The organism is Saccharothrix hoggarensis, from assembly GCF_052936025.1.
Genome location: NZ_CP193624.1, coordinates 6,731,304 through 6,751,321, shown reverse-complemented (window position 1 = coordinate 6,751,321; position 20,018 = coordinate 6,731,304). Strand labels below are relative to the sequence as shown.

Here is a 20,018-nt window from a genome sequence, read left to right as displayed (position 1 = left end):
TGTGCCGAACCTCGTCGTGCTGACCGAGCAGTTGCTGGCGCCGGTGCCGGGCGGCACCGGCCGGTACACGCGCGAGCTGGCCGCCGCCCTGGCCGCCACCGCGCCGGACGGGTGGACCGTCACCGGGGCCGTGAGCAGGCACTCCGACGTGTCGGCGGCCGAGGTGCCCGGCGTGCTCGGCCCCAGGGTGCTGCCGCTGCCCCGGCGTGCGCTGATCGCGGCGTGGGAGCGGGGCGTGCCGTACTGGCCCGGCGGCGACTCGGTGCACGCCTTCACGCCGTTCGCGCCGCCGCGCGGGCGGGTGGTGGTGACCGTGCACGACACCGTGCCGTGGACCCACCCGGAGACGTTGACGCCGCGTGGCGTGGTGTGGCACCGGCGGGTGATCGGGCGGGTCGTGGCGCGGGCCGGCGCGGTCGTCGTGCCCACGTCGGCGGTGGCCGACGAGCTGCGGCGGCACGCGCCCGGACCGGCGCCCGTCCACGTGGTGGGCAACGGCGTGACGGCGTTCCCGGCGGAGGAGCCGGTGGACGTGCCGCCCCGGTACGTGCTGGCGATCGGCACCGTCGAGCCGCGCAAGGGCTTCGACCTGCTCGCCGACGCCACCGCCGAGCTGGACGTCCCGCTCGTCGTGATCGGCCCGCAGGGGTGGGGCGGGGTGGACCTGCGCGCGCCCCACGTCCACCTGCTGGGACGGCTCGGGGACGCGCAGCTGGCCTTCGTGCTGCGGCGGGCGTCCGTGCTGGCCGCGCCCAGCCTGGCCGAGGGGTTCGGGCTGCCCGTGGTGGAGGCGATGGCGGCCGGCGTGCCCGTGGTGCACTCCGACGCGCCGGCGCTGGTGGAGGTGGCCGGGGGAGCGGGGGTGGCGGTGACGCGCGGTGACCGCGAGGCGCTGGTCACGGGGCTGCGCGCGGTGCTGTCCGACCCCGGCCTCGCCGAGCGGCTGGTCACCGCGGGCCGCGCCCGAGCCCGCGCGTTCACCTGGGAGAACGCCGCCCGGTCGGTGTGGGCCATCCACCTCGGGTTGCGTGATTAACCCACCGTTTGCACCATTCCCGGCCAAGCCGCACGTCGCCCGCCGTACCCTTCAGCGCGTGTCACCCGTCGAACCCAGCGTGCTGATCGACGCCACCGCCGTCCCCGCCGACCGAGGTGGCGTCGGACGGTACGTGGACTCCCTGGTGGCCGCCCTGGACTCGGACGGGGCGCGGCTCAGCGTGGTGTGCCAGCCCCGGGACGCCGAGCTGTACACGTCCCTCGCGCCGAGGTCCCGCGTCATCCCGGCGGCGGACGCCGTGGCGACCCGCACGGCCCGCCTGACCTGGGAGCAGACGACGCTGCCGCGGCTCGCCGCCCGCCTCGGCGTCACCGTCGTGCACTCGCCGCACTACACCGTGCCGCTGGCGAACCGGGCGGCCTCCGTCGTGACGCTGCACGACGCGACCTTCTTCACCGACGCGGTGCTGCACTCGTCGGTGAAGGCGCGGTTCTTCCGGGCCTGGACGCGGGCGTCGCTGCGGCGCGCCGCGCTGTGCATCGTGCCGTCGCGGGCGACGGCGGACGAGCTGACCCGCGTGGCCGGCGCGGACCGGCGGCTCCTGCACATCGCGCAGCACGGCGTGGACACCGAGCGGTTCCACCCGCCCACGCCCGAGGAGGTCGTGGCGGTCCGGCGGATGCTGTCGCTGGGCGACGCGCCGTACGTGGCGTTCCTGGGCGCCCTGGAGCCGCGCAAGAACGTCCCGGCGCTCATCCGCGGGTTCGCGCAGGCGTGCCGCGACCGGCCCGACCCGCCCGCGCTGGTGCTCGCCGGGCAGCCCGGCTGGGACAGCCAGGTGGAACGCGCGCTGGACGCCGTGCCGCACCGCATCCGCGTGCTCCGGGCCGGCTACCTGCCGTTCCCGTCGCTGGCCGGGTTCCTCGGCGGCGCGGAGCTGGTGGCCTACCCGTCGCTGGGCGAGGGGTTCGGCCTGCCCGTGCTGGAGGCGATGGCCTGCGGCGCGGCCGTGCTGACCACCCGGCGGCTCAGCCTGCCCGAGGTGGGCGGCGACGCGGTGGCGTACTGCGGCGTCGGCGCGGGCGACATCGCGGCGGCGATGGCCGAGCTGCTGGACGACCCGGCCCGGCGCGACGCGCTGGCCGCGGCCGCGGTGGTGCGGGCGAAGGACTTCTCCTGGTCCACGTCGGCCGCCCGCCACCGCGTGGCCTACGAGCGCGCGGTCCGCAACCACCGCCGCTGACGTCCCGCCACATCGCGCGCGACCAGCTCACGGGCCGGTGCCGGCGGCATCGCGGGATCGCTCGCCGCCGCCGTGACCAGGGAAGTCGTCGCGCGGACAGCACGCGGCGGAGTATCAGCACCTCGCGGTCGGCGACGATCGGCGGCGTCCCGGTGGATTTCGATACCCCCTGGGGGTATGGTGTACGGCATGAAGGCAACCTGGTCCATGGCAATCTCCGCGACGCTGCACTGCCTCACCGGCTGCGCCATCGGCGAAGTGCTCGGCATGGTCATCGGCACGGCCATCGGCCTGCCCAACTGGGGCACCGTGGTGCTGGCCGTGACGTTGGCGTTCTTCTTCGGCTACGCGCTCACCCTGCGCGGCGTGCTGAAGACCGGCGTCGGCTTCGGCGCGGCGGTCAAGGTGGCGCTCGCCGCCGACACCGTGTCCATCGCCGTGATGGAGGTCGTCGACAACGCGATCATGCTGGCCGTGCCCGGCGCGATGGAGGCCGGCGTGTCGAGCCTGCTGTTCTGGGGCGCGCTCGCGTTCTCCCTCGCGGTGGCGTTCGTGGTGACCGTGCCGGTGAACCGGTGGCTGATCTCGCGCGGCAAGGGGCACGCCGTCGTGCACCACGCCCACCACCACTAGGGTGGCCGGCGTGACGCGTTACGGAGACGGGCTGGCGGTGGTGACCGTCACCTACTCGCCCGGTGAAACACTGGACACCTTCCTGTCCACGTTGTCGTCGGCGACCACCCGGCCGGTGTCGGTGGTGCTGGCGGACAACGGGTCCACCGACGGCGTGCCGGAACGCGCGGCCGCGGAGCACGAGCACGTGACGTTCCTGCCGACCGGCGGCAACCTCGGGTACGGCGCGGGCGCCAACCGCGGCGTCGCGTCGCTGCCCGACTCGGTCGGCTGGGTCGTCGTGGCCAACCCGGACCTGTCGTGGGGTGTCGGCAGCCTGGACGCGCTGCTGGAAGCCGCCAAGCGGTGGCCGCGCGGCGGCGCGTTCGGGCCGTTGATCCGGGAACCGTCCGGCGCCCTCTACCCGTCCGCCCGCCTGCTGCCGTCGTTGGGCCGCGGCCTCGGGCACGCCGTGTTCTCGCACCTCTGGCCGTCGAACCCGTGGACGCGCCAGTACCGGCAGGAGCAGGCGGCGCCGGAGGAGCGCACCGCGGGCTGGCTGTCCGGGTCGTGCCTGCTGCTGCGGCGCGAGGCGTTCGACTCGATCGACGGCTTCGACCCCCGCTACTTCATGTACTTCGAGGACGTCGACCTGGGCGACCGCCTCGGGCGCGCCGGCTGGCTGAACGTCTACGTCCCCGAAGCCGAGGTCGTGCACATCGGCGGCCACTCCACCCAGCGCTCGTCGAACCGGATGCTGGCCGCCCACCACTCCAGCGCCTACCGCTACCTGGCCGACCGCCACCGCGGCCCGCTGTGGGCGCCGGTCCTCCTGGCCGTCCGCCTCGGCCTCGGCCTCCGGCTGCGCCTGCTGACCCGCAAGGCTCGCTGAGCCGATCCGGTGATCACCGGCCAACCGCCTCCGTGACGCGGTCGCCGTCCGGATGATATCCGGATGCGTCGCTCCTACTCGTACACCGACGCGGTGAAGCTGCTCGGCGGCGACACCGGGCTCGTCAAGTTGCTCGACCACGTCTCGGCGGCGGCCGTGCTGGCGACGGGTGGGATCGACCTGCTCGACGCGCGGACCGAGGTGGTCCGCGTCGGCAAGCAGGTCCTGTCGACGGTGCGCGAGCGGGCGAACGGCCTGCACCGCGTCGACCGGACCCGGTTGCTCGAAGCCGCGCACGGCATCGTCGTGACGACCTCGTTCTTCGAGGCGGTGGACGAGGTCGGGCTCCCGTTCGACGTCAGGATCGGCAAGGGCGAGCAGTTGGCCCTGGTCGGCGCGGACCGGCCGGCGTCGAAGCGCAAGGTGGACCTCGTCGCGGCGCTGCTGCGCGCCGAGATCCCGCTGCCGAGCCCGGATCAGCCGCCGGAGACCGTCGCCTCGCATCTCACGGCGTTCTACGAGGACAAGGTCAGCGAGGTCGTCGACTTCCTCAGCGGCTTCGAAGCCTGGTACGCCCTGACGCCGGACGAGCACGCCTGCTTCGGCAAGGCGACGGTGCTCGAAGTGCCGGAGATCGCCCTGGCCCGCTACCGGGCGCACTACCGGCAACTGGCGTTGGACTGCCCGGAGTTCGCGGTGTGGACGACGGGCATCGAGCACGCCGCGACCCGTTCCGAGATCCGCGGGCAGCGGACGGCGTTGGAGGACATGCGGGACCTGCTGGCACGGCTCGCGGGCTCCCAGGCGCCGGACGAGCGCCGGAACGCGCTGGCCCGCACCTACCGCGCCGTCCTGCGCCGCCCGATCGTGGACGGCGACGTCCCGGCCTGGCTGGTCCTGCCGACGTTGGAGCAGGCGTACGTGTCGCCGAGCTTCAAGGCCGTCCAAGTCCGCCAGGGTGACGACGTCAGCCAGGAGAGCTGGTGGTCGCCGCAACCGGTCCGTTCCGACCTGGACGACTACCTCGCCGGCTACCTCACCTCGTCGCAGGCGACGGTGGAACCCCTCGTCGTGCTGGGGCAACCCGGCGCGGGCAAGTCGCTGCTAACGAAGATGCTGGCCGCGCAGCTGCCGCCGGAGGACTTCCTGCCTATCCGGGTGGTGCTGCGGGACGTGCCCGCCGACGCCACGTTGCAAGAGCAGGTCGAGGACGCCATCACGCGCGCGACGGGCGAGCGGTTGAACTGGCCCGACCTCGCCCGGGCCGCCGCGCCCGCCGTCCCCGTCGTCCTGCTGGACGGCTTCGACGAACTGCTCCAGGCCACCGGCGCCAGCAGGTCCGACTACCTGGCGCAGGTGCGCGAGTTCCAGCGCCGCGAGTCCGACCAGGGACGTGCGGTGATCGTCGTCGTGACCAGCCGCACCGCCGTGGCGAACCGCGCCCGGTTCGCCGGTTCCACCGTGGTGCTGAAGGTGGAGCCGTTCGGCGACGAGCAGGTGCGTCGCTGGCTGGAGGTGTGGAACTCCGCCAACCCCGGAGCGGTGCTGGACCCGGAGGTGGCGTTGAGGTTCGAAGACCTCGCCGGCCAACCACTCCTGTTGTTCATGCTCGCGCTGTACAACGCGGACGGGAACGCGTTGCGGGAGGAGGACGGCGCCGAACTCGCCGAGGCGACCTTGTACGAGGAGCTGTTGACCCGGTTCGCACGCCGTGAGGTCGCCAAAAGCCTTCAAGGGGCGCTCGAAGACCAAGTCGCCGAAGCCGTGGAAGAGGAGCTGAAACGGCTCTCGGTGATCGCGTTCGCGATGTTCAACCGGGGCGTGCAGTGGATTGACGAGACCGAACTCGACGATGACCTGAACGCCCTGTTGTCGACCGGGGTGCGAGGTGGCCCGGACCGGCGACTCCGCCTGACGTCGGCCCAGTTGGCGGTGGGCCGGTTCTTCTTCGTCCACGCGGCCCGGGCGGCGCACGGCGGCCGGGTGTTGCAGACGTACGAGTTCCTGCACGCCACGTTCGGCGAATACCTCGTCGCCCGACTCGTCCACCGCGTGTCGCTCGACGTCCTCGAGAGGAAGCGGCTGGCGTCGGCGTCCCGGTACGGCGGTCAGGAGGCCGGTGCGGGTTGGCTGGAACCGGTGTTGTCGTTCGCGCCGCTGACCACCCGCGCGCCCGTGCTCTCATTCCTGCGGGAGCTGTTCACAGGGACTCCCGAAGCGGACCGCGTGGCGATGTACGACCTGTTCACCGGTCTGGTGGGGACGGCCCAGCACCACCCGCCCGGCACCGAACACCCGGATTACACGCCCAGGGGCTTGCCTGTCGCTCGGCGCATCGCGGCTTACACGGCGAACCTGGTCGCGCTCACCGTCGTGGTGCGCGGGCGGTTGGCGGTGGCGGACCTCGACCGGAACACGTCCGCACGGGACGCCTGGCAGGCTTTGACGCTGCTGTGGCAGTCGCAACTCGCCGCAGAGGAGTGGGACAGCCTCACCACGGAACTGAGCGCCGACCACGACGGATCGCGGTTGGAGATCGTGGCGGACGACAGGTGGCCGTTCCGGCGAGTCGACCTGGCCTCGCTGTTCGACCTTGACGTGAGCTCCGGGCATCCGCCGTTCTTCATGCTGGAATCTCTTGCCGGGATGCGCCAGTGGGAGAACCTCCGCGCGTCTCGGCACGGGGGCCATGCCCTGCACACCCTTGAACCACTGATGCACGAGTTCGATCACACCCTCGACCTGGTCGTGGAGCACCAAGGGCGGACTGTCTCACTCGCCTATCTGCTGGTGACGGCGCTGGCCGCATCCGACGCGGAGCAGCGGCTCGGGGCGTACACCACCGCACTCTCGGTGGTCTTCAGCGAGCTCGTCGCCTTGGGCGGCCGTTATCGGACAGTGCTCTTCAGCGCCCTGTCCCACGACCCGGCGGTCACCGTGGACCTACTCGAACAGGTGGTCGCGTACGGCATGGAAGACCTGCAGGTCGCATTCGCGCCATTGGTCGGATGCGCGTTGCGCCTGTTGTCGAAGGTCGGCGCCTCCCACGCCGGCGCGGTGAAGTTGCTCGACGACCTGTTCTCGGCGTCGAGCCCTCTCAACTGGCCGATCCAAGTCGCCGAAACGTTGGTCTGCTTCATCGAGTTGAGGATCCGGATCGGAATAGGCGCAGAGGTGCGAATCTTCCAGGACCTTCCGGCGCTGTTGCGGCAACTCGATCTTGACGCGATCATCGAGTACGACAAGGGCCTGTTCGCACGGTTGACGCGAGCGGTCGAGTCGGTCGGACTCGGTGATCACATGGCGCGGTAGTCGCGGGGGGCGAAGCGGGGACCGAAGCGCGGCTTCCGGAAGCCCGAGGCGAGCACGTACCGGACGGCGCGGTGGCGTTGCGGGACGTACGGGGACAGGACGTCGGCCATGCCGTCGTCGTCCAGCGGTCCCCCCGTCAACGCCCAGCCGACCAGCCCCGCCAGGTGGAAGTCGCCGAAGCTCACGGCGTCCGGGTCGCCCCACGCGCGCTGCGCCACCTCGGCCGCCGTCCACACGCCGACGCCCGGCACCTTGCGCAGCAGGTCCCGGCCCGCCTCACCGCCCAGCTCGGCCGCCCGCTCCAACCGGTGCGCCACCTGCGCCGCCGCGATCAACGCCCGCCGCCTGCCGCCGTCCACGCCGGCGCGGTGCCACTCCCAGTCGGTGACGCCCAGGATCGCCCTCGGCGTCGGCGGCACGCACATGCCGGTGACACCCGGCGCGGGTGTGCCGAACCTCCGGCACAGCTCGCGGTACGAGCGGAACGCCTCGGTGCTCGTCACCTTCTGCTCCAGGATCGCGGGCAGCAGCGAGTCCCAGACCCGGCCCGTCCGGCCGAGCCGGATGCCGGGCGACCGCCGCCGCGCCTCCGCGATCAACGGGTGGTGGCACTCGAACGCCGAGTCGTCGTCCTCCGCGCCCAGCAACGCGGGCAGCCCGTCGAGCAGCCACTCCGCGCCGTCACCCCACGCGTCCGCCTCCACCACGCCGGCCGCGCGGCGGACGTGCAGGGTGCCCGGCCCGACCGGCGTGTTCGCCGCCAGCCACACGCCGTCCCCGGCGCGGAACGCGAGGTCCGCCGGCCCGCGCCGCAACGGCCCGAGCACCGCGCCGAGGTCCAGCGGGAACGGCGGCGACCACGTCCTAGGCACTAGACATCAGCGGAGAACCGCACTCCGCCCTCGGGCAGCACCACACCCGGCCACACCCTGGCCCCGCCGATCAGCTCGCACCGCGCGCCGACCACGGCGTTGTCGCCGATCACCGCGTCCACCACCACGGCGCCGGCCTGCACCAGCGCGTTCACGCCGAGCACGCTGCGCTCCACGCGCGCGCCCTCGCCGACCACCGCGCCGTCGAACAGCACCGAGCCGTCCACCACGGCGCCCGCCGCGACCGTGCAGCCCGCGCCGACCGTCGAACCGCCCGTGACGACGGCGTCCGCGTCCACGGCGGCGCCTCCCAGCACCACCGCGTCGCCCGTCAGCTCCAGCGCGGCGCTCGGCGCGACACCGCGCACCAGGTCGGCCGAGCCCTGCACGAACGCGGCGGGCGTGCCGAGGTCCAGCCAGTACGACGCGTCGACGTGCCCCTGCAACCGCGCGCCGGACGCGAGCAGCCCCGGGAACGTCTCCCGCTCCACCGACACCGGCCGACCGGCCGGGATGCCCTCGACCACCTCGCGGCGGAACACGTAGCAGCCCGCGTTGATCTGGTTCGTCGGCGGGTTCTCCGTCTTCTCCAGGAACGCGGTGACGCGGCCCTCCTCGTCCGTGGGCACGCAGCCGAACCGGCGCGGGTCGTCCACCCGGACCAGGTGCAGCGTCACGTCGGCCTCGGCCTCGCGGTGGGTGTCGACGACGGCGCGCAGGTCGACCCCGGACAGGATGTCGCCGTTGAAGACCACCACGTCGCGTTCGCGCAGCTTGTGGGCGACGTTGCGGATCGCGCCCGCGGTGTCCAGCGGCACGTCCTCGACCACGTACTCCAGCTCCAGCCCGAGCGACGCGCCGTCACCGAAGTGCTCCTGGAAGACCTCCGCCTTGTACGACGTGCCGAGCACGACGTGGCTGATGCCCGCTTCCCTGATCCGCGACAGCAAGTGGGTGAGGAACGGCACCCCGGCGGTCGGCAGCATGGGCTTGGGGGCGGACAGGGTCAGCGGTCGAAGCCGGGTTCCCTTGCCCCCGACCAGAACCACTGCCTCGGCGCCTTGCAGCTCCGACATGCCGTTTTTCCTCCTCCGCTTACTTCCACCCGTAGTTTGCGAATACTCTGGCACGAGCACTCCGGCGGCACGGGCGGTGGTCCCGTGCCGGCGGGCGTCACCGATCGGCACGCCGGCGTCCCAGCCGGCCCAAGGCACCCGCAGGAGAGATCCGGATGGACCCCCGCGCTCGGGCCGACGCGGCGCTCGCCCGTGCTCGTGCACGTGGCATCCACGTCGTCACGCCGGACAACATGACGTCCCCGATGGACTCGTCGGCGACCCAGCAGATCCCGCGCGCGGTGGTGAACGCGGCGGACCCGCGCGACAACGACCCGGACTCGACGATGGTCCTGGCCGCGCACGTCGCCGCGGGCCGGCCGGCGCCGCAGCACCAGCCCGCCGCCCAGCAGACCCAGCACCAGGCGCCGCAACCTGCCCAGCAGCCGGCCGCCGCCCAGCAGCCCAACGCCCAGCAGCAGGCCCAGCAGCCCGCCCCGCCGCACCAGAACCAGCAGCAGCCGCCCCAGCAGCAGCACGGCCCCGAGACCCAGGAACTCCGCGTCGCCCCCGGCCCCGTGCCGACGGTCCAGCAGGTGCCCACCTCCCGGCCGTCGCTGTCGCAGCGCCTGTCGGGCGGCCAGGACCAGCACCGCCCCGGTCTGTCGCAGCGCCTCAACGGCGGCGGCGAGGGCTGATCACCCGACCGGGCGACGGCGCGACCCGAACCCGGCGACGCCTGACCGCTGAACGCCGCCAGAGCCCGGTGCGGCCGGCGCGGCCCGGCCCACCGGGGTCGAGCCGGTTCAGCGCAGTCGCGTCAGGGCGGCGGCGATCATCGGGCGCAGGTCGTCCACGTCGGGCGGCAGGGCGTCGAGCGGCCACCACCGCAGGTCCACCGACTCGGCACTGCGCGCCGCCCGCGCGTCGACCGGCGCGCGCACCAGGAACCGCACGTCGAAGTGACGGGTCGGCTTGCCCAGCGAGCACGTGATCGGGTGCACGTCCAGGTGGATCGGCTCGGGCTCGATCACCAGCCCGTCGATGCCCGACTCCTCCGTCGCCTCCCGCAACGCGGCGGCGGCCAGCGTGGTGTCGGACGGCTCGCAGTGCCCGCCCAGCTGGAGCCACCGGCCCACCCTCGGGTGCAGGGTGAGCAGCGTCTCGTCACCCGCCGCGTTGAGCACCAGCGCGGACGCCGTGAGGTGCCCCGGCTCGCACGACCGCAGGCACGCGTCCGGGCGGGCGGCGAGGAACCCCAGGTAGGCCTGGCGGAGCGACTCCTGGGTCGGGTCGGCGGGACGCCAGGCGCCCAGGGTCGACACGGCGTCGTCGTGCGGGCTCACAGCTCCAGGAACCTCTCGTCCACGTCACCGGCGGCACGCGGGGTCAGCTCCGACTCCGGGTGCCCGATCGCCACCGCGCCCAGCGGCTCCCAGTCGGTCGGCAGGTCGAGCACGTCCCGCACCACGTCGGCGCAGAAGATCGTGGACGACACCCAGCACGACCCGAGCCCTTCGGCGGCCAGCGCCACCAGCAGCCCCTGCACGGCCGCGCCGCCGGCGATGGTGAACATGGTGCGTTCCGCCGCCGACCGCCGCTCGTCCGGGTAGTCGTGCGCGCCGGCCCGCACCAGGAACGGCAGGACGATCTCCGGCGCGTTCCGCAGGAAGTCGCCGCGCGCCACCCGCGCCTCGACCCGCTCGTCGGACAGCCCGTCCGCGCGCAGGTCGGCCCGCCACTGCTCGCGCATCGCGTCCAGCAGGGCGTCACGCCGGGCGGTCGGCCGCACGAACCGCACCGGCCGCGTGTGGTGCGGCGCGGGCGCGGTCAGCGCGGCGGCCACGGCCCGGCGGACGGCGTCCGGCGCGACCGGCTCCGCCGTGAACGACCGGACGGACCGGCGCACCAGCACCGCCTCCGCCCGCCCCTGCGCCACCGCCTCCGCGGTGCCCAGCCGGAACAGGTCGTCCTCGACCGGCCGGGCCAGGTCACGGGCGGTCGAACCGTCGTCGGCCACCGGCAGGCCGCGCACCACGGCCACCGGCACCGCGCCGAGCTTGCCCTTCACCAGGTCGGCCGCCGCGGCGATCTCGTCGGCCACGGCCACCTCGGTCACCACCAGCGGGTTGCCCTGCCGGTCCACCGAGCCGGCGTACCGGTGCAGCACGGCCAGCCCGGACGCGCCGATCGCGGCGTCCGTCTGGCCGACCCGCCACGCCCGGCCCATCGTGTCCGTCACGACGACCGCGACCGCGACGCCCAGCCGCGACGCCAACGCCGCGCGCAGCGCCGCCGCCGACCCGTCCGGGTCGACCGGGAGCAGCGCGATCTCGTCGCCGGCGACGTTCGACGCGTCCACCCCGGACGCCGCCTGCACGATCCCCAGCTTGTTCTCGGTGATCAGCGTGCGGCCGCGCCGCGCCAGCACGCGCACCGCCTCGGCCCGCACCCACTCCCGCCGGACGGCGTCACGCGCCTCCGGGTCGGCGGGCACCGACACCAACCGACCTTCCACTTTGGACAGGACCTTGGACGTCACCACGACGACGTCGCCGTCGCGCAGCCACGGCGCGGCCGACGCGATCGCCTCCGCCAGGTCGTCGCCGGGCCGGAACTCCGGCAGCCCCGCCACCGGCAGCACCGTGATGCCCGAAGTCGAGGCGTGGTCAGCCAACGTCGACCCCGGCGAGTTCCAGCGCGGCACGCGCCATCGCCGCCGTCGCGTCCACATCGGACATCAGCAGCGGCACCGCGCGCACGGCGACGCCCGGCACGTCGCAGCGGTCGCCGGTGTGCACGAGCCAGCCGTCCAGCACGCCGCCCCGCGACGTGCGGCGCGACCCGTAGTACCGGCCGACGGCCTCGGCGGAGGTCTCCACGCCGATCGCCGTCAGGCACGCGTCCGCCATCCCGCGCAGCGGCTTGCCGCCCACGATCGGGGACAGGCCCACCACGCCGGCTTCGGTCTTGCGCAGCGCGTCCCGCACCCCCGGCACGCCGAGGATCGTGTTCACGCTCACCACGGGGTTGGACGGCGCGATCAGCACCGCGTCGGCCTCCTGCAGCGCGTCGAGCACGCCCGGCGCGGGCGTCGCCGTCTCCACGCCGACCGACGCGAACGAGCGCGCGGGCAGCTGGGCGCGGTGCTTGACCCACCACTCCTGGAAGTGGATCGCCCGCTCGCCCTCCTCGGTCGTCACGACGACGTGGGTCTCCACCCGGTCGTCCGACATGGGCAGCAGCCGCACGCCGGGCTCCCAGCGGTGGCACAGCGCCTCCGTGACCGCCGACAGCGGGTAGCCCGCGCGCAGCATCCGGGTCCGCACCAGGTGCGTCGCGATGTCCCGGTCGCCGAGGCCGAACCACGTCGGGTCCGCGCCGTACGCGGCCAGCTCCTCCTTCACCGCCCACGACTCGCCCGCACGGCCCCAGCCGCGCTCGACGTCGATCCCGCCACCCAGGGTGTACATGCAGGTGTCCAGGTCGGGACAGATCCGCAACCCGTGCATCCACACGTCGTCACCCGTGTTCACCACGGCGGTGATCTCGTGCTCCGGACCGTCCAGGAGGCTCTTCAGCCCCACCAGGAACCGCGCCCCGCCAACCCCGCCCACCAGTACGACGACCTTCACGGGTCGCCATCCTTGCACGGGGCCCGGACGCGCTGAATCCAGCGCCGGAACGGGTCGCCGCCGGACGGGTCAGCGCCAGAACATGAACGTGCCCTGCCCCATCCCGGCCAGCATCCGGTTGCCGCCGACCAGCTCGAACACCCCGTACGCCGCGTCGAAGAACAGCCGGGCGATCGTCGGGAACCCGATCAGGACGGCGAACAGCACGAACGGCGCCCACTGCCGCGCCTTCGCGCCGAACTGCCGGGCCGAGTACGACAGGTACGGCTCGATCGCGCCCCAGCCGTCGAGGCCGGGGATCGGCAGGATGTTCAGGACGAAAGCGAGGATCTGGAGCAGCGCGAGGTACGACAGCGCGGCGGCGAGGCCGACCGGGGGCGTGAACAGGATCACGGACAACGCCAGCAGCAAGCCGAGCGCCAGGTTGCTCAACGGGCCCGCGAGTGACACGAAAGATTCGACGCGCTTGTCGCGCAACGCGTGGTGGTTGATCCACACCGCGCCGCCGGGCAGCGGGATTCCGCCGAATGCCAGGAGCACCAACGGCAGCACGATGCTCAACACGGGATCGGTGTACCGGCGGATGTCGAGCGTCAGGTAACCCTTCGCCTTCACCGCGTAGTCACCGCCGCGGTACGCCACGATCGCGTGACCGAACTCGTGCAGGCACAGCGAAACCGCCCAGCCGCCCAGCACGAACAAGACCATCCCGCCGATCAGGGCGGCTTCGGACTCGTCGAAGAGGGTCAACACGGCGCCTGCCACCGTCACCGCGAGCAGGCTGAGGAACAGTGGACTCGGACGCACCGCTGATCGCTTCACCCTTCCAGTGTGGCCTCCCCGATCCGGACCGTCACCGGAGCGTCCTCGCCCGTCCTTGGGCCATCCGCGCGCCGGTTGTCGCGCCGCGCACCTCCTCAATCACCGTCTGTGCTGCTAGTCAAGGGTTTTCGGGCCATTGGCGGGAATATCCCCCGACCTGTGGACTCGGCTTGACCGCGTGTTGTGACACAGGTGTAATCACATCGGTGTCATTCGTCGTTGTGGGGACGGCGAGTGGTGTCCGCCAACCGGGGAGAGCGGAAGGCGAGGAGGCGGACGGTATGCAGGAATTCGACGGGGGTCGCATCGTGGACGGGGACGTCCCGGCACAGGAGCCGGTCGTGCTCGACCTGTTCGACGCGACCGATGAGCAGGACTGGCAGGAGCGCGCCCTGTGCGCGCAGACCGACCCCGAGGCGTTCTTCCCGGAGAAGGGCGGCTCGACCAGGGAGGCCAAGCGGATCTGCCTCGGTTGCGAGGTGCGCTCGGAATGCCTGGAGTACGCCCTGCAGCACGACGAGCGCTTCGGCATTTGGGGCGGCCTGTCCGAACGCGAGCGGAGGAAGCTCAAAAAGCGCGCGGTGTGATCGCTCGCGCGGTCGCTCTGGCTTACCGTGGTCGTCCCACGGGCAGTCGGAGCATCTGAGGAGCGGCACTTGACGAGCGGGGCCACTCCGCGGCTGCGCACCGCGCCGGTGTTGGCGGTGCTGGTCTGCCACGACGGCGACCGCTGGCTGGGCACGGCGCTGTCCGCGCTGCGCCGCCAGCAGCCACGACCGCGGCACGTGATCGCCGTCGACACGGGTTCCGTGGACGGCACCGCGAAGGTGCTCCAGGACGCGTCCACCGGCCCCGATCGGGTGATCGACGGCGTCCTGACGTTGCCGCGCGGCACGGGTTTCGGCGCGGCGGTGCACGCGGCCGTCGAGCACGCCGTGTCGCGCTGGGGTGATCCGGGCGCGTGGCTGTGGCTGCTGCACGACGACTGCGCCCCCGAACCCGACTGCCTGTCCGCGCTGCTGACCGCGGCCGACGTCTCGCCCTCGGCGGCGGTGCTGGGTCCGCTGAGCCTGGACTGGGCCGATCCGCGGCTCGTCGTGGAGGCGGGCCTGTCGACCGACGCGTCCGGCCACCGGCAGACCGGCATGGGCCGGGTCGAGCTGGCCGGGTCGTTCGAGCAGAGCACCGAGGCGTTGGCGGTGCCGTCGGCCGGGTCGCTGATCCGCCGCGCGGTCTGGGAATCGCTCGGCGGGTACGACCGGTCGATGCCGTTGCTGCGCGACGACATCGACTTCGGCTGGCGCGCCAACCTCGCGGGCCACCTCGTGCTGTCCGTGCCGGTGGCGCGGATGCGGCACGCGCGCGCGGCCGGTCGGGGAGCGCGGCGGCTGGACGCGGCGGCGGCCCGGCCGGGGCCCGCGCTGCGCGGCGTGGACCGGGCGCACGGCCTGCGCACGTTCCTCGTCAACTGCGGCACGGTGTCGTTCCTGCTCGGCCTGCCGCGGATCGCGGTGCTCGCGGTCGCGCGCGCCTCCGGCTTCCTCCTGCTGCGCCGGTTCTCCGACGCGCACGCCGAGCTGGGCGCCCTGCGGTACCTGCTGAGCGGCCGGGCGCGGTTGCTCGCCGGACGTGCCGCGCGACCCGTGCGCGGGGTCGTGCGCGGTCTGTTCACCAGTCGGATCACCCGGTTGCGCAACACGATCCGGGGCGCCTCCGCTCACCTGATCCGGCGACGCGTCGAGGCGGACCTGGCGCTGGGCCGGTTGCCCGAGGACGACGCCCGCCGGGCCGCGTGGTCCCTACCGTCCGAAGTGGAGCGTCGGGTGGTCGGTCCGGCGGCGCTGCCCGCCGGCGTGCTGTCCCGGCGCAGGCCGGTCCGCGCGACCGGTGGGCTGCGCCGGCCCGCCGTCGCCGTGCCGGTGGGTGCGGCGGCGGACGCGGAGCTCCCGTCCGCGCTGCGGCCCTCGCCCCGGCCGCGCCCGTCGCCGGTGCCGCGCGGGTCCACCCCGCCGGGGATCGTGTTCGTGGAGGTCGACCGGGCGCGGGTGCTGTGGTCGCTGGTCCTCGGACCGCCGTTGCTGCTGGTCCTCGGCCTGGCCGTGTTCGGAGTCCTGGCCAACGCGTCGCGGATCGGGCTCGACCTGGCCGGCGGTCGGCTGCTGCCGGTCGGCGACCTGGCGGACACGTGGTCGTCGTACCTGGCGACGTGGCACCCGGTGGCGGGCGGCACGACCGCGCCCGCGCCGGCGGCGCTCGCCGTGCTGGGGACGGTCGGCGTGCTGCTCGGCTCGCCCGCCGCGCTCGTGGCGCTGCTGTTCATCGGCGACGCGCCGCTGGCCGGGCTGTTCGCGTACGCGGCGACGCGGCGGGCGCCGGTGCGGCGGCCCGTCCGCGCGCTGGTCGCCGCCGGGTACGCGTTGCTGCCGGCGGCGACGTCCGCGGTGAGCCAGGGCCGGCTGGACGTCGTCGTGGTGCACGTGATGACGCCGCTGGTGTTCGCGGGCGTGGTGGCCGTGCTGCGGGGCGGCTCGGGCACGTCGTGGCTGCCGGTGGCGTCGGGGACGGCGCTGGCGGTCGCCGCGGTCGGCGCGTTCTCGCCGTTCGTGCACGGGCTGGTGGCGCTGGCGGCGCTGGTCGGGTTCGTCGTCGTGCCGGGGCGGCACGGTGACGGGCGGCGGCGGGTGGCCGCGTTGTTCATGATCGTGCTGCTGCCGATGGCGCTGCTGCTGCCGTGGCCCGCGGTGGTGCTGCAGAACCCGTCCGTCGTGCTGCACGGCGTCGGCGCGTTCGTGGAGTCGCCCGCCGTGGGGCTGGTCGACCTGCTGTCGCTGCGGCCGGGCGGGCCGGGCGCGCTGCCGTTCGTCGGGTTCGTCGTGGTCGGGTTCGCGCTGGCGGCGCTCGTGCTGCGGCCGAGCCGGCCGATGCTGGCCGGGCTCGCCGTGGTGGTGCTCGGCGGGTTCGCGGTGATCGTGCTGCGGACGGTGTCGGTGACGCCGCTGCCCGGCGGCCCCGCGTCGCCGGGCTGGACCGGCGGGCCGCTGGTGCTGGTCGGCTGGGGCCTGCTGTGGGTGGTGCTGTCGGCGTTCCGGCGCGACGCGGACCCGGCGCCGCCGCGGTTCCGGCGGGTCGTGCCCGTGGTCGGCGCGGTGGCGGTGGTCGGGCTGGCGTGCGCCGGGTTCGTCGGGCTGCGGTCGGGCCCGCTGACGGCGGACGCGGTGCGGCTGCCGTCGACCCTGGAGCAGGAGTTGCCCCGGACGGGGCGGTCGGTGCTGGTCCTCGGCACGCCCACGCGGCTGGTCGCGGGGCGGCTGCCCGCGTTCGGCGACGACGACTACGTGCCCGTGCCCACGGCCACCGCGCGGTTGGACCGCTGGTCCCGCGACCTCACCGGCGGCTCGGCGTCGGCGGCACGGGTGGCGCTGGCGCAGGCGGCGGCGTCGGGCGTGGCGTTCGTCGTGGTGCCGGACCTGGCCGCGGCCCAACGGCTGCGCGACGCCGTGGGCGACCTAGTGGGCGTGACGCCGTCGATGTCGGACGGCCGGCCGGTGCTGCGGGTGCAGCCGGCGGCGGGCAACGCCGTGCTGCTGTCGCCCGAGCTGGCGCGGCGGGCGCGGACCGGCGGCACCCCGCCGGTGGAGCTGGGCGCGCCCGGCATCGCCCCCGTCGAGGCCGCGCCGCCCGAGGTGGCCGTGCGGGTGTCCGAGGGGCCCGAGGGCCGGCTGCTGGTGCTGGCCGCGGAGGAGGAGCCGGGCTGGCGGGCGTGGGTGGACGGCCGCGAGGTGACGATCGTGCGGGCGTGGGGCCACCTCGTCGGCGTGACGGTGCCCACCACGGCGTCGGAGGTCCGGGTGGAGGTGTCCTCGACGCTGCGCGAGCTGCTGCTGATGCTCCAGGCCGCCGCCGCGCTGTTCACGCTGCTGACCGCGATCCCGTCCCGCCGCCGCCCGTGACCGCCGGGGTCACTCGCCGTCGATGACGTCCGGGTCGAGGCCGAGGTAGTTGGCGATCTGCTCGACCAGCACGTCGTGGACCAGGTCGGACAGGTCGGCGCCGTCCTTTGCGCGGGCTTCCAGCGGACGCCGGTACAGCACGATCCGGGCCCGCCGGTCCGCGCCGGCCGGCACCAGCCGCGCCAGCGGCACGTTGCCGTCCTCGACCACGTCGCCGTCGTCGCCGCCCGGCGCGACGTCGGGCACGTCGTCCACGGCCACGTCGAGCTGCGTCAACTCCGTGCGCCACCGCGCCTCGATGGGCTCCAGCGCCTCCAGCACGAGCGCGTCGAACCGCTCGGCCCTGCTCCGGGCCGCCGGCAGCGTCGCCGGGTACAGCGGACCGCGCAACCCCCGACCGTGCCGGTCGCGGTTGCGTCGCCGCGGAGCGCCCTGCCGCCGTGAACCCCGAGCCATGACCACGGGGTAGAGGGTAGTTGTCCACCGCTCGGAGCCGTACGCCGGCCGACCCCGCGGGCGCCTCACGACCAGGCAACTTGCCGAAGTGCGGCACCACCTCCAGCGCCGCGCCGGAGGTAATCCAACACACGCCGCGCGGGACGCGATATCGTCCCCGCCGTGCGGAGCGTGAGACGGTGCTCGCGAACCGGGTGCGCGAACCCGGCAGTCGCCACGCTCACGTACGCCTATGCGGACTCGACCGCCGTGGTCGGACCCCTCGCGACGTACTCCGAACCGCACTCCTACGACCTCTGCGAAGAGCACGCGTTGCGCCTCACCGCGCCGCGCGGCTGGGAGGTCGTCCGGCACCAGGGCGAGTTCCGCGCGCCGGAGCCGACCGTGGACGACCTGACGGCGTTGGCCGAGGCGGTCCGCGAGGCGGGCCGGGCCGCGCCCCCGATGGAGGTGCCGGAGCTGCCCGCCGGCACGATCCGGCGCGGTCACCTGCGCGTTCTGCCTGATCCTCACGAAGACTGACCGTTCGCGCGTGACGCGGGGACGACGCGGGCGCGCGCGCCGGTAGGCTTCCGGAGGCAGTGTCAAGAGCCAACTTGGGAGTGTGGCCGTGCGCGATCTGTCCGGCATCGTCAAGGCTTACGACATCCGCGGAGTCGTCGGGGAACAGCTCGACGCGGATGTCGTGCGGGACTTCGGCGCGGCGTTCGCGCGCCTGGTCGGCGGTTCGGCCGTGGTGGTCGGCCACGACATGCGCGACTCGTCGCCCGGCCTCGCCGCCGCGTTCGCCGAGGGCGTCACCGCGCAGGGCGTCGACGTGGTCAACATCGGTCTGGCCAGCACCGACATGCTCTACTTCGCCTCCGGCAAGCTCGACCTGCCCGGCGCGATGTTCACCGCCAGCCACAACCCGGCCAAGTACAACGGCATCAAGCTGTGCCGCCCGGGCGCCGCGCCCGTCGGCCAGGACAGCGGCCTGGGGCAGATCCGCGAGGACGCCGAGAAGGGCGTGCCGGACGCCGAGGGCGTCGCGAAGGGCAAGGTCACCGAGCAGGACATGCTCGCCGACTACGCCGCCTACCTGCGGGAACTGGTCGACCTGAGCGGCAGCAGGCCGTTGAGGGTCGTGGTGGACGCGGGCAACGGCATGGGCGGCCACACCGTGCCGAAGGTGTTCGAGGGCCTGCCGATCGAGATCGTCCCGATGTACTTCGAGCTGGACGGCAACTTCCCGAACCACGAGGCCAACCCGCTGGACCCGAAGAACATCGTCGACCTGCAGAAGCGCGTCCAGGAGGAAGGCGCGGACGCGGGCGTGGCGTTCGACGGCGACGCGGACCGCTGCTTCGTCGTGGACGAGCGCGGCGAGCCGGTGTCCCCGTCCGCCATCACCGCCCTGGTCGCGGTGCGCGAGCTGGCCAAGGACCCGGGCGGCACGATCATCCACAACCTGATCACCTCGCACGCGGTGCCCGAGATCGTCCGCGAGCACGGCGGCGTCCCGGTCCGCACCCGCGTCGGCCACTCCTTCATCAAGGAGGAGATGGCCCGCACCGGCGCGATCTTCGGCGGCGAGCACTCCGCCCACTACTACTTCCGCGACTTCTGGCGCGCCGACACCGGCATGCTGGCCGCGCTGCACGTGCTGGCCGCGCTCGGCGAGCAGGACGGCACGCTGTCCGACCTGACCAGGGACTACGCGCGGTACGCGGCCTCCGGCGAGATCAACTCCACGGTGGACGACCAGCAGGGCAGGCTGGCCGCGATCAAGGCCGAGTTCGGCGCCCGCGAGGGCGTCGAGCTCGACGAGCTGGACGGCCTCACGGTGAACCTGCCGGACGGCTCCTGGTTCAACCTCCGCGCGTCCAACACCGAGCCGCTGCTCCGGCTCAACGTCGAAGCCGCCGACGCGGCCTCCGTCGCGGCGTTGCGCGACGAGGTCCTGGCGATCGTGAGGGGATGAGCGCCGTGGCTGTCCAACTCGACGCGCAGTTGCTGGAGATCCTGGCGTGCCCGTGCCCCGAGCACGCGCCGCTGAAGGTCGGCACCGCGTCCGACCCGCTGGCGGACTACCTCACCTGCACCTCGTGCGGCCGGGCGTTCCCGGTTCGGGACGGCATCCCGGTGCTGCTCCTCGACGAGGCTGTCGAGCCGACGGCCGGGTGATCGGGG

General features: G+C 73.8%; 18 protein-coding genes. 11 read left to right on the top strand and 7 right to left on the bottom strand.

The window, feature by feature from the left end; translation table 11 throughout:
- The first annotated feature begins 1 nt into the window (after position 1).
- The 5 genes from ACRAKH_RS30580 (at position 2) to ACRAKH_RS30560 (ending at position 7,056) form a co-directional block, all read left to right on the top strand.
- Positions 2-1,036: a glycosyltransferase family 4 protein gene (locus ACRAKH_RS30580; protein WP_380725983.1), complete on the top strand. Its 1,035-nt coding sequence runs from the start codon at positions 2-4 to the stop codon at positions 1,034-1,036.
- Between the two features lie 79 nt (positions 1,037-1,115).
- Positions 1,116-2,240: a glycosyltransferase family 4 protein gene (locus ACRAKH_RS30575; RefSeq protein ID WP_447009990.1), complete on the top strand. Its 1,125-nt coding sequence runs from the start codon at positions 1,116-1,118 to the stop codon at positions 2,238-2,240.
- A gap of 207 nt (positions 2,241-2,447) precedes the next feature.
- On the top strand, positions 2,448-2,873 hold the full coding sequence (locus ACRAKH_RS30570; RefSeq protein WP_380725997.1) for a DUF4396 domain-containing protein: 426 nt from the start codon (positions 2,448-2,450) through the stop codon (positions 2,871-2,873).
- A gap of 10 nt (positions 2,874-2,883) precedes the next feature.
- Complete coding sequence (locus ACRAKH_RS30565; RefSeq protein WP_380725981.1) at positions 2,884-3,744, top strand: glycosyltransferase family 2 protein; 861 nt, start codon at positions 2,884-2,886, stop codon at positions 3,742-3,744.
- Between the two features lie 63 nt (positions 3,745-3,807).
- Complete coding sequence (locus ACRAKH_RS30560) at positions 3,808-7,056, top strand: NACHT domain-containing protein (RefSeq protein WP_380725979.1); 3,249 nt, start codon at positions 3,808-3,810, stop codon at positions 7,054-7,056.
- Here ACRAKH_RS30560 and ACRAKH_RS30555 read toward each other — a convergent pair.
- Positions 7,041-7,928 carry a DNA-3-methyladenine glycosylase family protein gene (locus ACRAKH_RS30555; RefSeq protein WP_380725977.1) on the bottom strand — a complete coding sequence of 296 codons (888 nt, stop codon included), beginning with the start codon at positions 7,926-7,928 and terminating at the stop codon, positions 7,041-7,043. The genes ACRAKH_RS30560 and ACRAKH_RS30555 overlap by 16 nt on opposite strands.
- Positions 7,928-9,004 carry a sugar phosphate nucleotidyltransferase gene (locus ACRAKH_RS30550; RefSeq protein ID WP_380725975.1) on the bottom strand — a complete coding sequence of 359 codons (1,077 nt, stop codon included), beginning with the start codon at positions 9,002-9,004 and terminating at the stop codon, positions 7,928-7,930. The genes ACRAKH_RS30555 and ACRAKH_RS30550 overlap by 1 nt, the downstream gene beginning before the upstream one ends.
- Positions 9,005-9,159: 155 nt before the next feature.
- Between ACRAKH_RS30550 and ACRAKH_RS30545 the strand changes: the two genes are divergently transcribed.
- On the top strand, positions 9,160-9,681 hold the full coding sequence (locus ACRAKH_RS30545; protein ID WP_447009448.1) for a hypothetical protein: 522 nt from the start codon (positions 9,160-9,162) through the stop codon (positions 9,679-9,681).
- A 108-nt stretch (positions 9,682-9,789) separates the two neighbouring features.
- On the opposite strand, the gene ACRAKH_RS30540 is transcribed toward ACRAKH_RS30545, so the two are convergent.
- The 4 genes from ACRAKH_RS30540 to ACRAKH_RS30525 all read right to left on the bottom strand — a co-directional run bounded on the left by ACRAKH_RS30540 (position 9,790) and on the right by ACRAKH_RS30525 (position 13,440).
- A complete protein-coding gene (locus ACRAKH_RS30540; protein ID WP_380725971.1) occupies positions 9,790-10,329 on the bottom strand; it encodes an NUDIX hydrolase in 540 nt (179 codons plus the stop codon).
- Positions 10,326-11,660 (bottom strand): coenzyme F420-0:L-glutamate ligase, encoded by a 1,335-nt coding sequence (locus ACRAKH_RS30535; protein WP_447009447.1) that lies wholly within the window; start codon positions 11,658-11,660, stop codon positions 10,326-10,328. Before ACRAKH_RS30535 ends, ACRAKH_RS30540 begins: the two co-directional genes overlap by 4 nt.
- Positions 11,653-12,618, bottom strand: a complete 966-nt coding sequence (cofD, locus tag ACRAKH_RS30530) for a 2-phospho-L-lactate transferase (protein ID WP_380730120.1) — start codon at positions 12,616-12,618, stop codon at positions 11,653-11,655. Before cofD ends, ACRAKH_RS30535 begins: the two co-directional genes overlap by 8 nt.
- A 69-nt stretch (positions 12,619-12,687) precedes the next feature.
- Positions 12,688-13,440: a site-2 protease family protein gene (locus tag ACRAKH_RS30525; RefSeq protein WP_380730118.1), complete on the bottom strand. Its 753-nt coding sequence runs from the start codon at positions 13,438-13,440 to the stop codon at positions 12,688-12,690.
- A gap of 281 nt (positions 13,441-13,721) precedes the next feature.
- On the opposite strand from ACRAKH_RS30525, the gene ACRAKH_RS30520 reads away from it, so the two are divergent.
- Both ACRAKH_RS30520 and ACRAKH_RS30515 read left to right on the top strand, forming a co-directional pair.
- A complete protein-coding gene (locus ACRAKH_RS30520) occupies positions 13,722-14,027 on the top strand; it encodes a WhiB family transcriptional regulator (RefSeq protein ID WP_380730116.1) in 306 nt (101 codons plus the stop codon).
- 69 nt (positions 14,028-14,096) lie between these two features.
- The gene (locus tag ACRAKH_RS30515; protein WP_447009446.1) at positions 14,097-17,390 is read left to right on the top strand and encodes a glycosyltransferase; all 3,294 of its coding nucleotides are present in this window, start codon (positions 14,097-14,099) and stop codon (positions 17,388-17,390) included.
- A 9-nt stretch (positions 17,391-17,399) separates the two neighbouring features.
- Here ACRAKH_RS30515 and ACRAKH_RS30510 read toward each other — a convergent pair whose 3' ends face one another.
- Positions 17,400-17,846, bottom strand: coding sequence for a metallopeptidase family protein (locus ACRAKH_RS30510; RefSeq protein WP_380730319.1), 447 nt, complete (start codon positions 17,844-17,846; stop codon positions 17,400-17,402).
- A gap of 162 nt (positions 17,847-18,008) precedes the next feature.
- Between ACRAKH_RS30510 and ACRAKH_RS30505 the strand changes: the two genes are divergently transcribed.
- From ACRAKH_RS30505 to ACRAKH_RS30495, 3 genes are all read left to right on the top strand, one after another.
- Entirely contained in the window at positions 18,009-18,368 is a 360-nt protein-coding gene (locus ACRAKH_RS30505; RefSeq protein ID WP_380730321.1) for a DUF3499 domain-containing protein, read from the top strand.
- Positions 18,369-18,456: 88 nt separating this feature from the next.
- The gene (locus ACRAKH_RS30500; RefSeq protein WP_380730323.1) at positions 18,457-19,809 is read left to right on the top strand and encodes a phosphomannomutase/phosphoglucomutase; all 1,353 of its coding nucleotides are present in this window, start codon (positions 18,457-18,459) and stop codon (positions 19,807-19,809) included.
- Between the two features lie 5 nt (positions 19,810-19,814).
- On the top strand, positions 19,815-20,012 hold the full coding sequence (locus ACRAKH_RS30495) for a Trm112 family protein (RefSeq protein ID WP_380730325.1): 198 nt from the start codon (positions 19,815-19,817) through the stop codon (positions 20,010-20,012).
- The last annotated feature ends 6 nt before the right edge of the window (positions 20,013-20,018 follow it).

Bases quoted from the DNA above. Each gene is read 5' to 3' on its own strand.
- ACRAKH_RS30570 (WP_380725997.1), top strand. From the start codon at position 2,448: ATGGCAATCTCCGCGACGCTGCACTGCCTCACCGGCTGCGCCATCGGC.
- ACRAKH_RS30560 (WP_380725979.1), top strand. From the start codon at position 3,808: ATGCGTCGCTCCTACTCGTACACCGACGCGGTGAAGCTGCTCGGCGGC.
- ACRAKH_RS30550 (WP_380725975.1), bottom strand. From the start codon at position 9,004: ATGTCGGAGCTGCAAGGCGCCGAGGCAGTGGTTCTGGTCGGGGGCAAG.
- ACRAKH_RS30545 (WP_447009448.1), top strand. From the start codon at position 9,160: ATGGACCCCCGCGCTCGGGCCGACGCGGCGCTCGCCCGTGCTCGTGCA.
- ACRAKH_RS30520 (WP_380730116.1), top strand. From the start codon at position 13,722: ATGCAGGAATTCGACGGGGGTCGCATCGTGGACGGGGACGTCCCGGCA.
- ACRAKH_RS30510 (WP_380730319.1), bottom strand. From the start codon at position 17,846: ATGGCTCGGGGTTCACGGCGGCAGGGCGCTCCGCGGCGACGCAACCGC.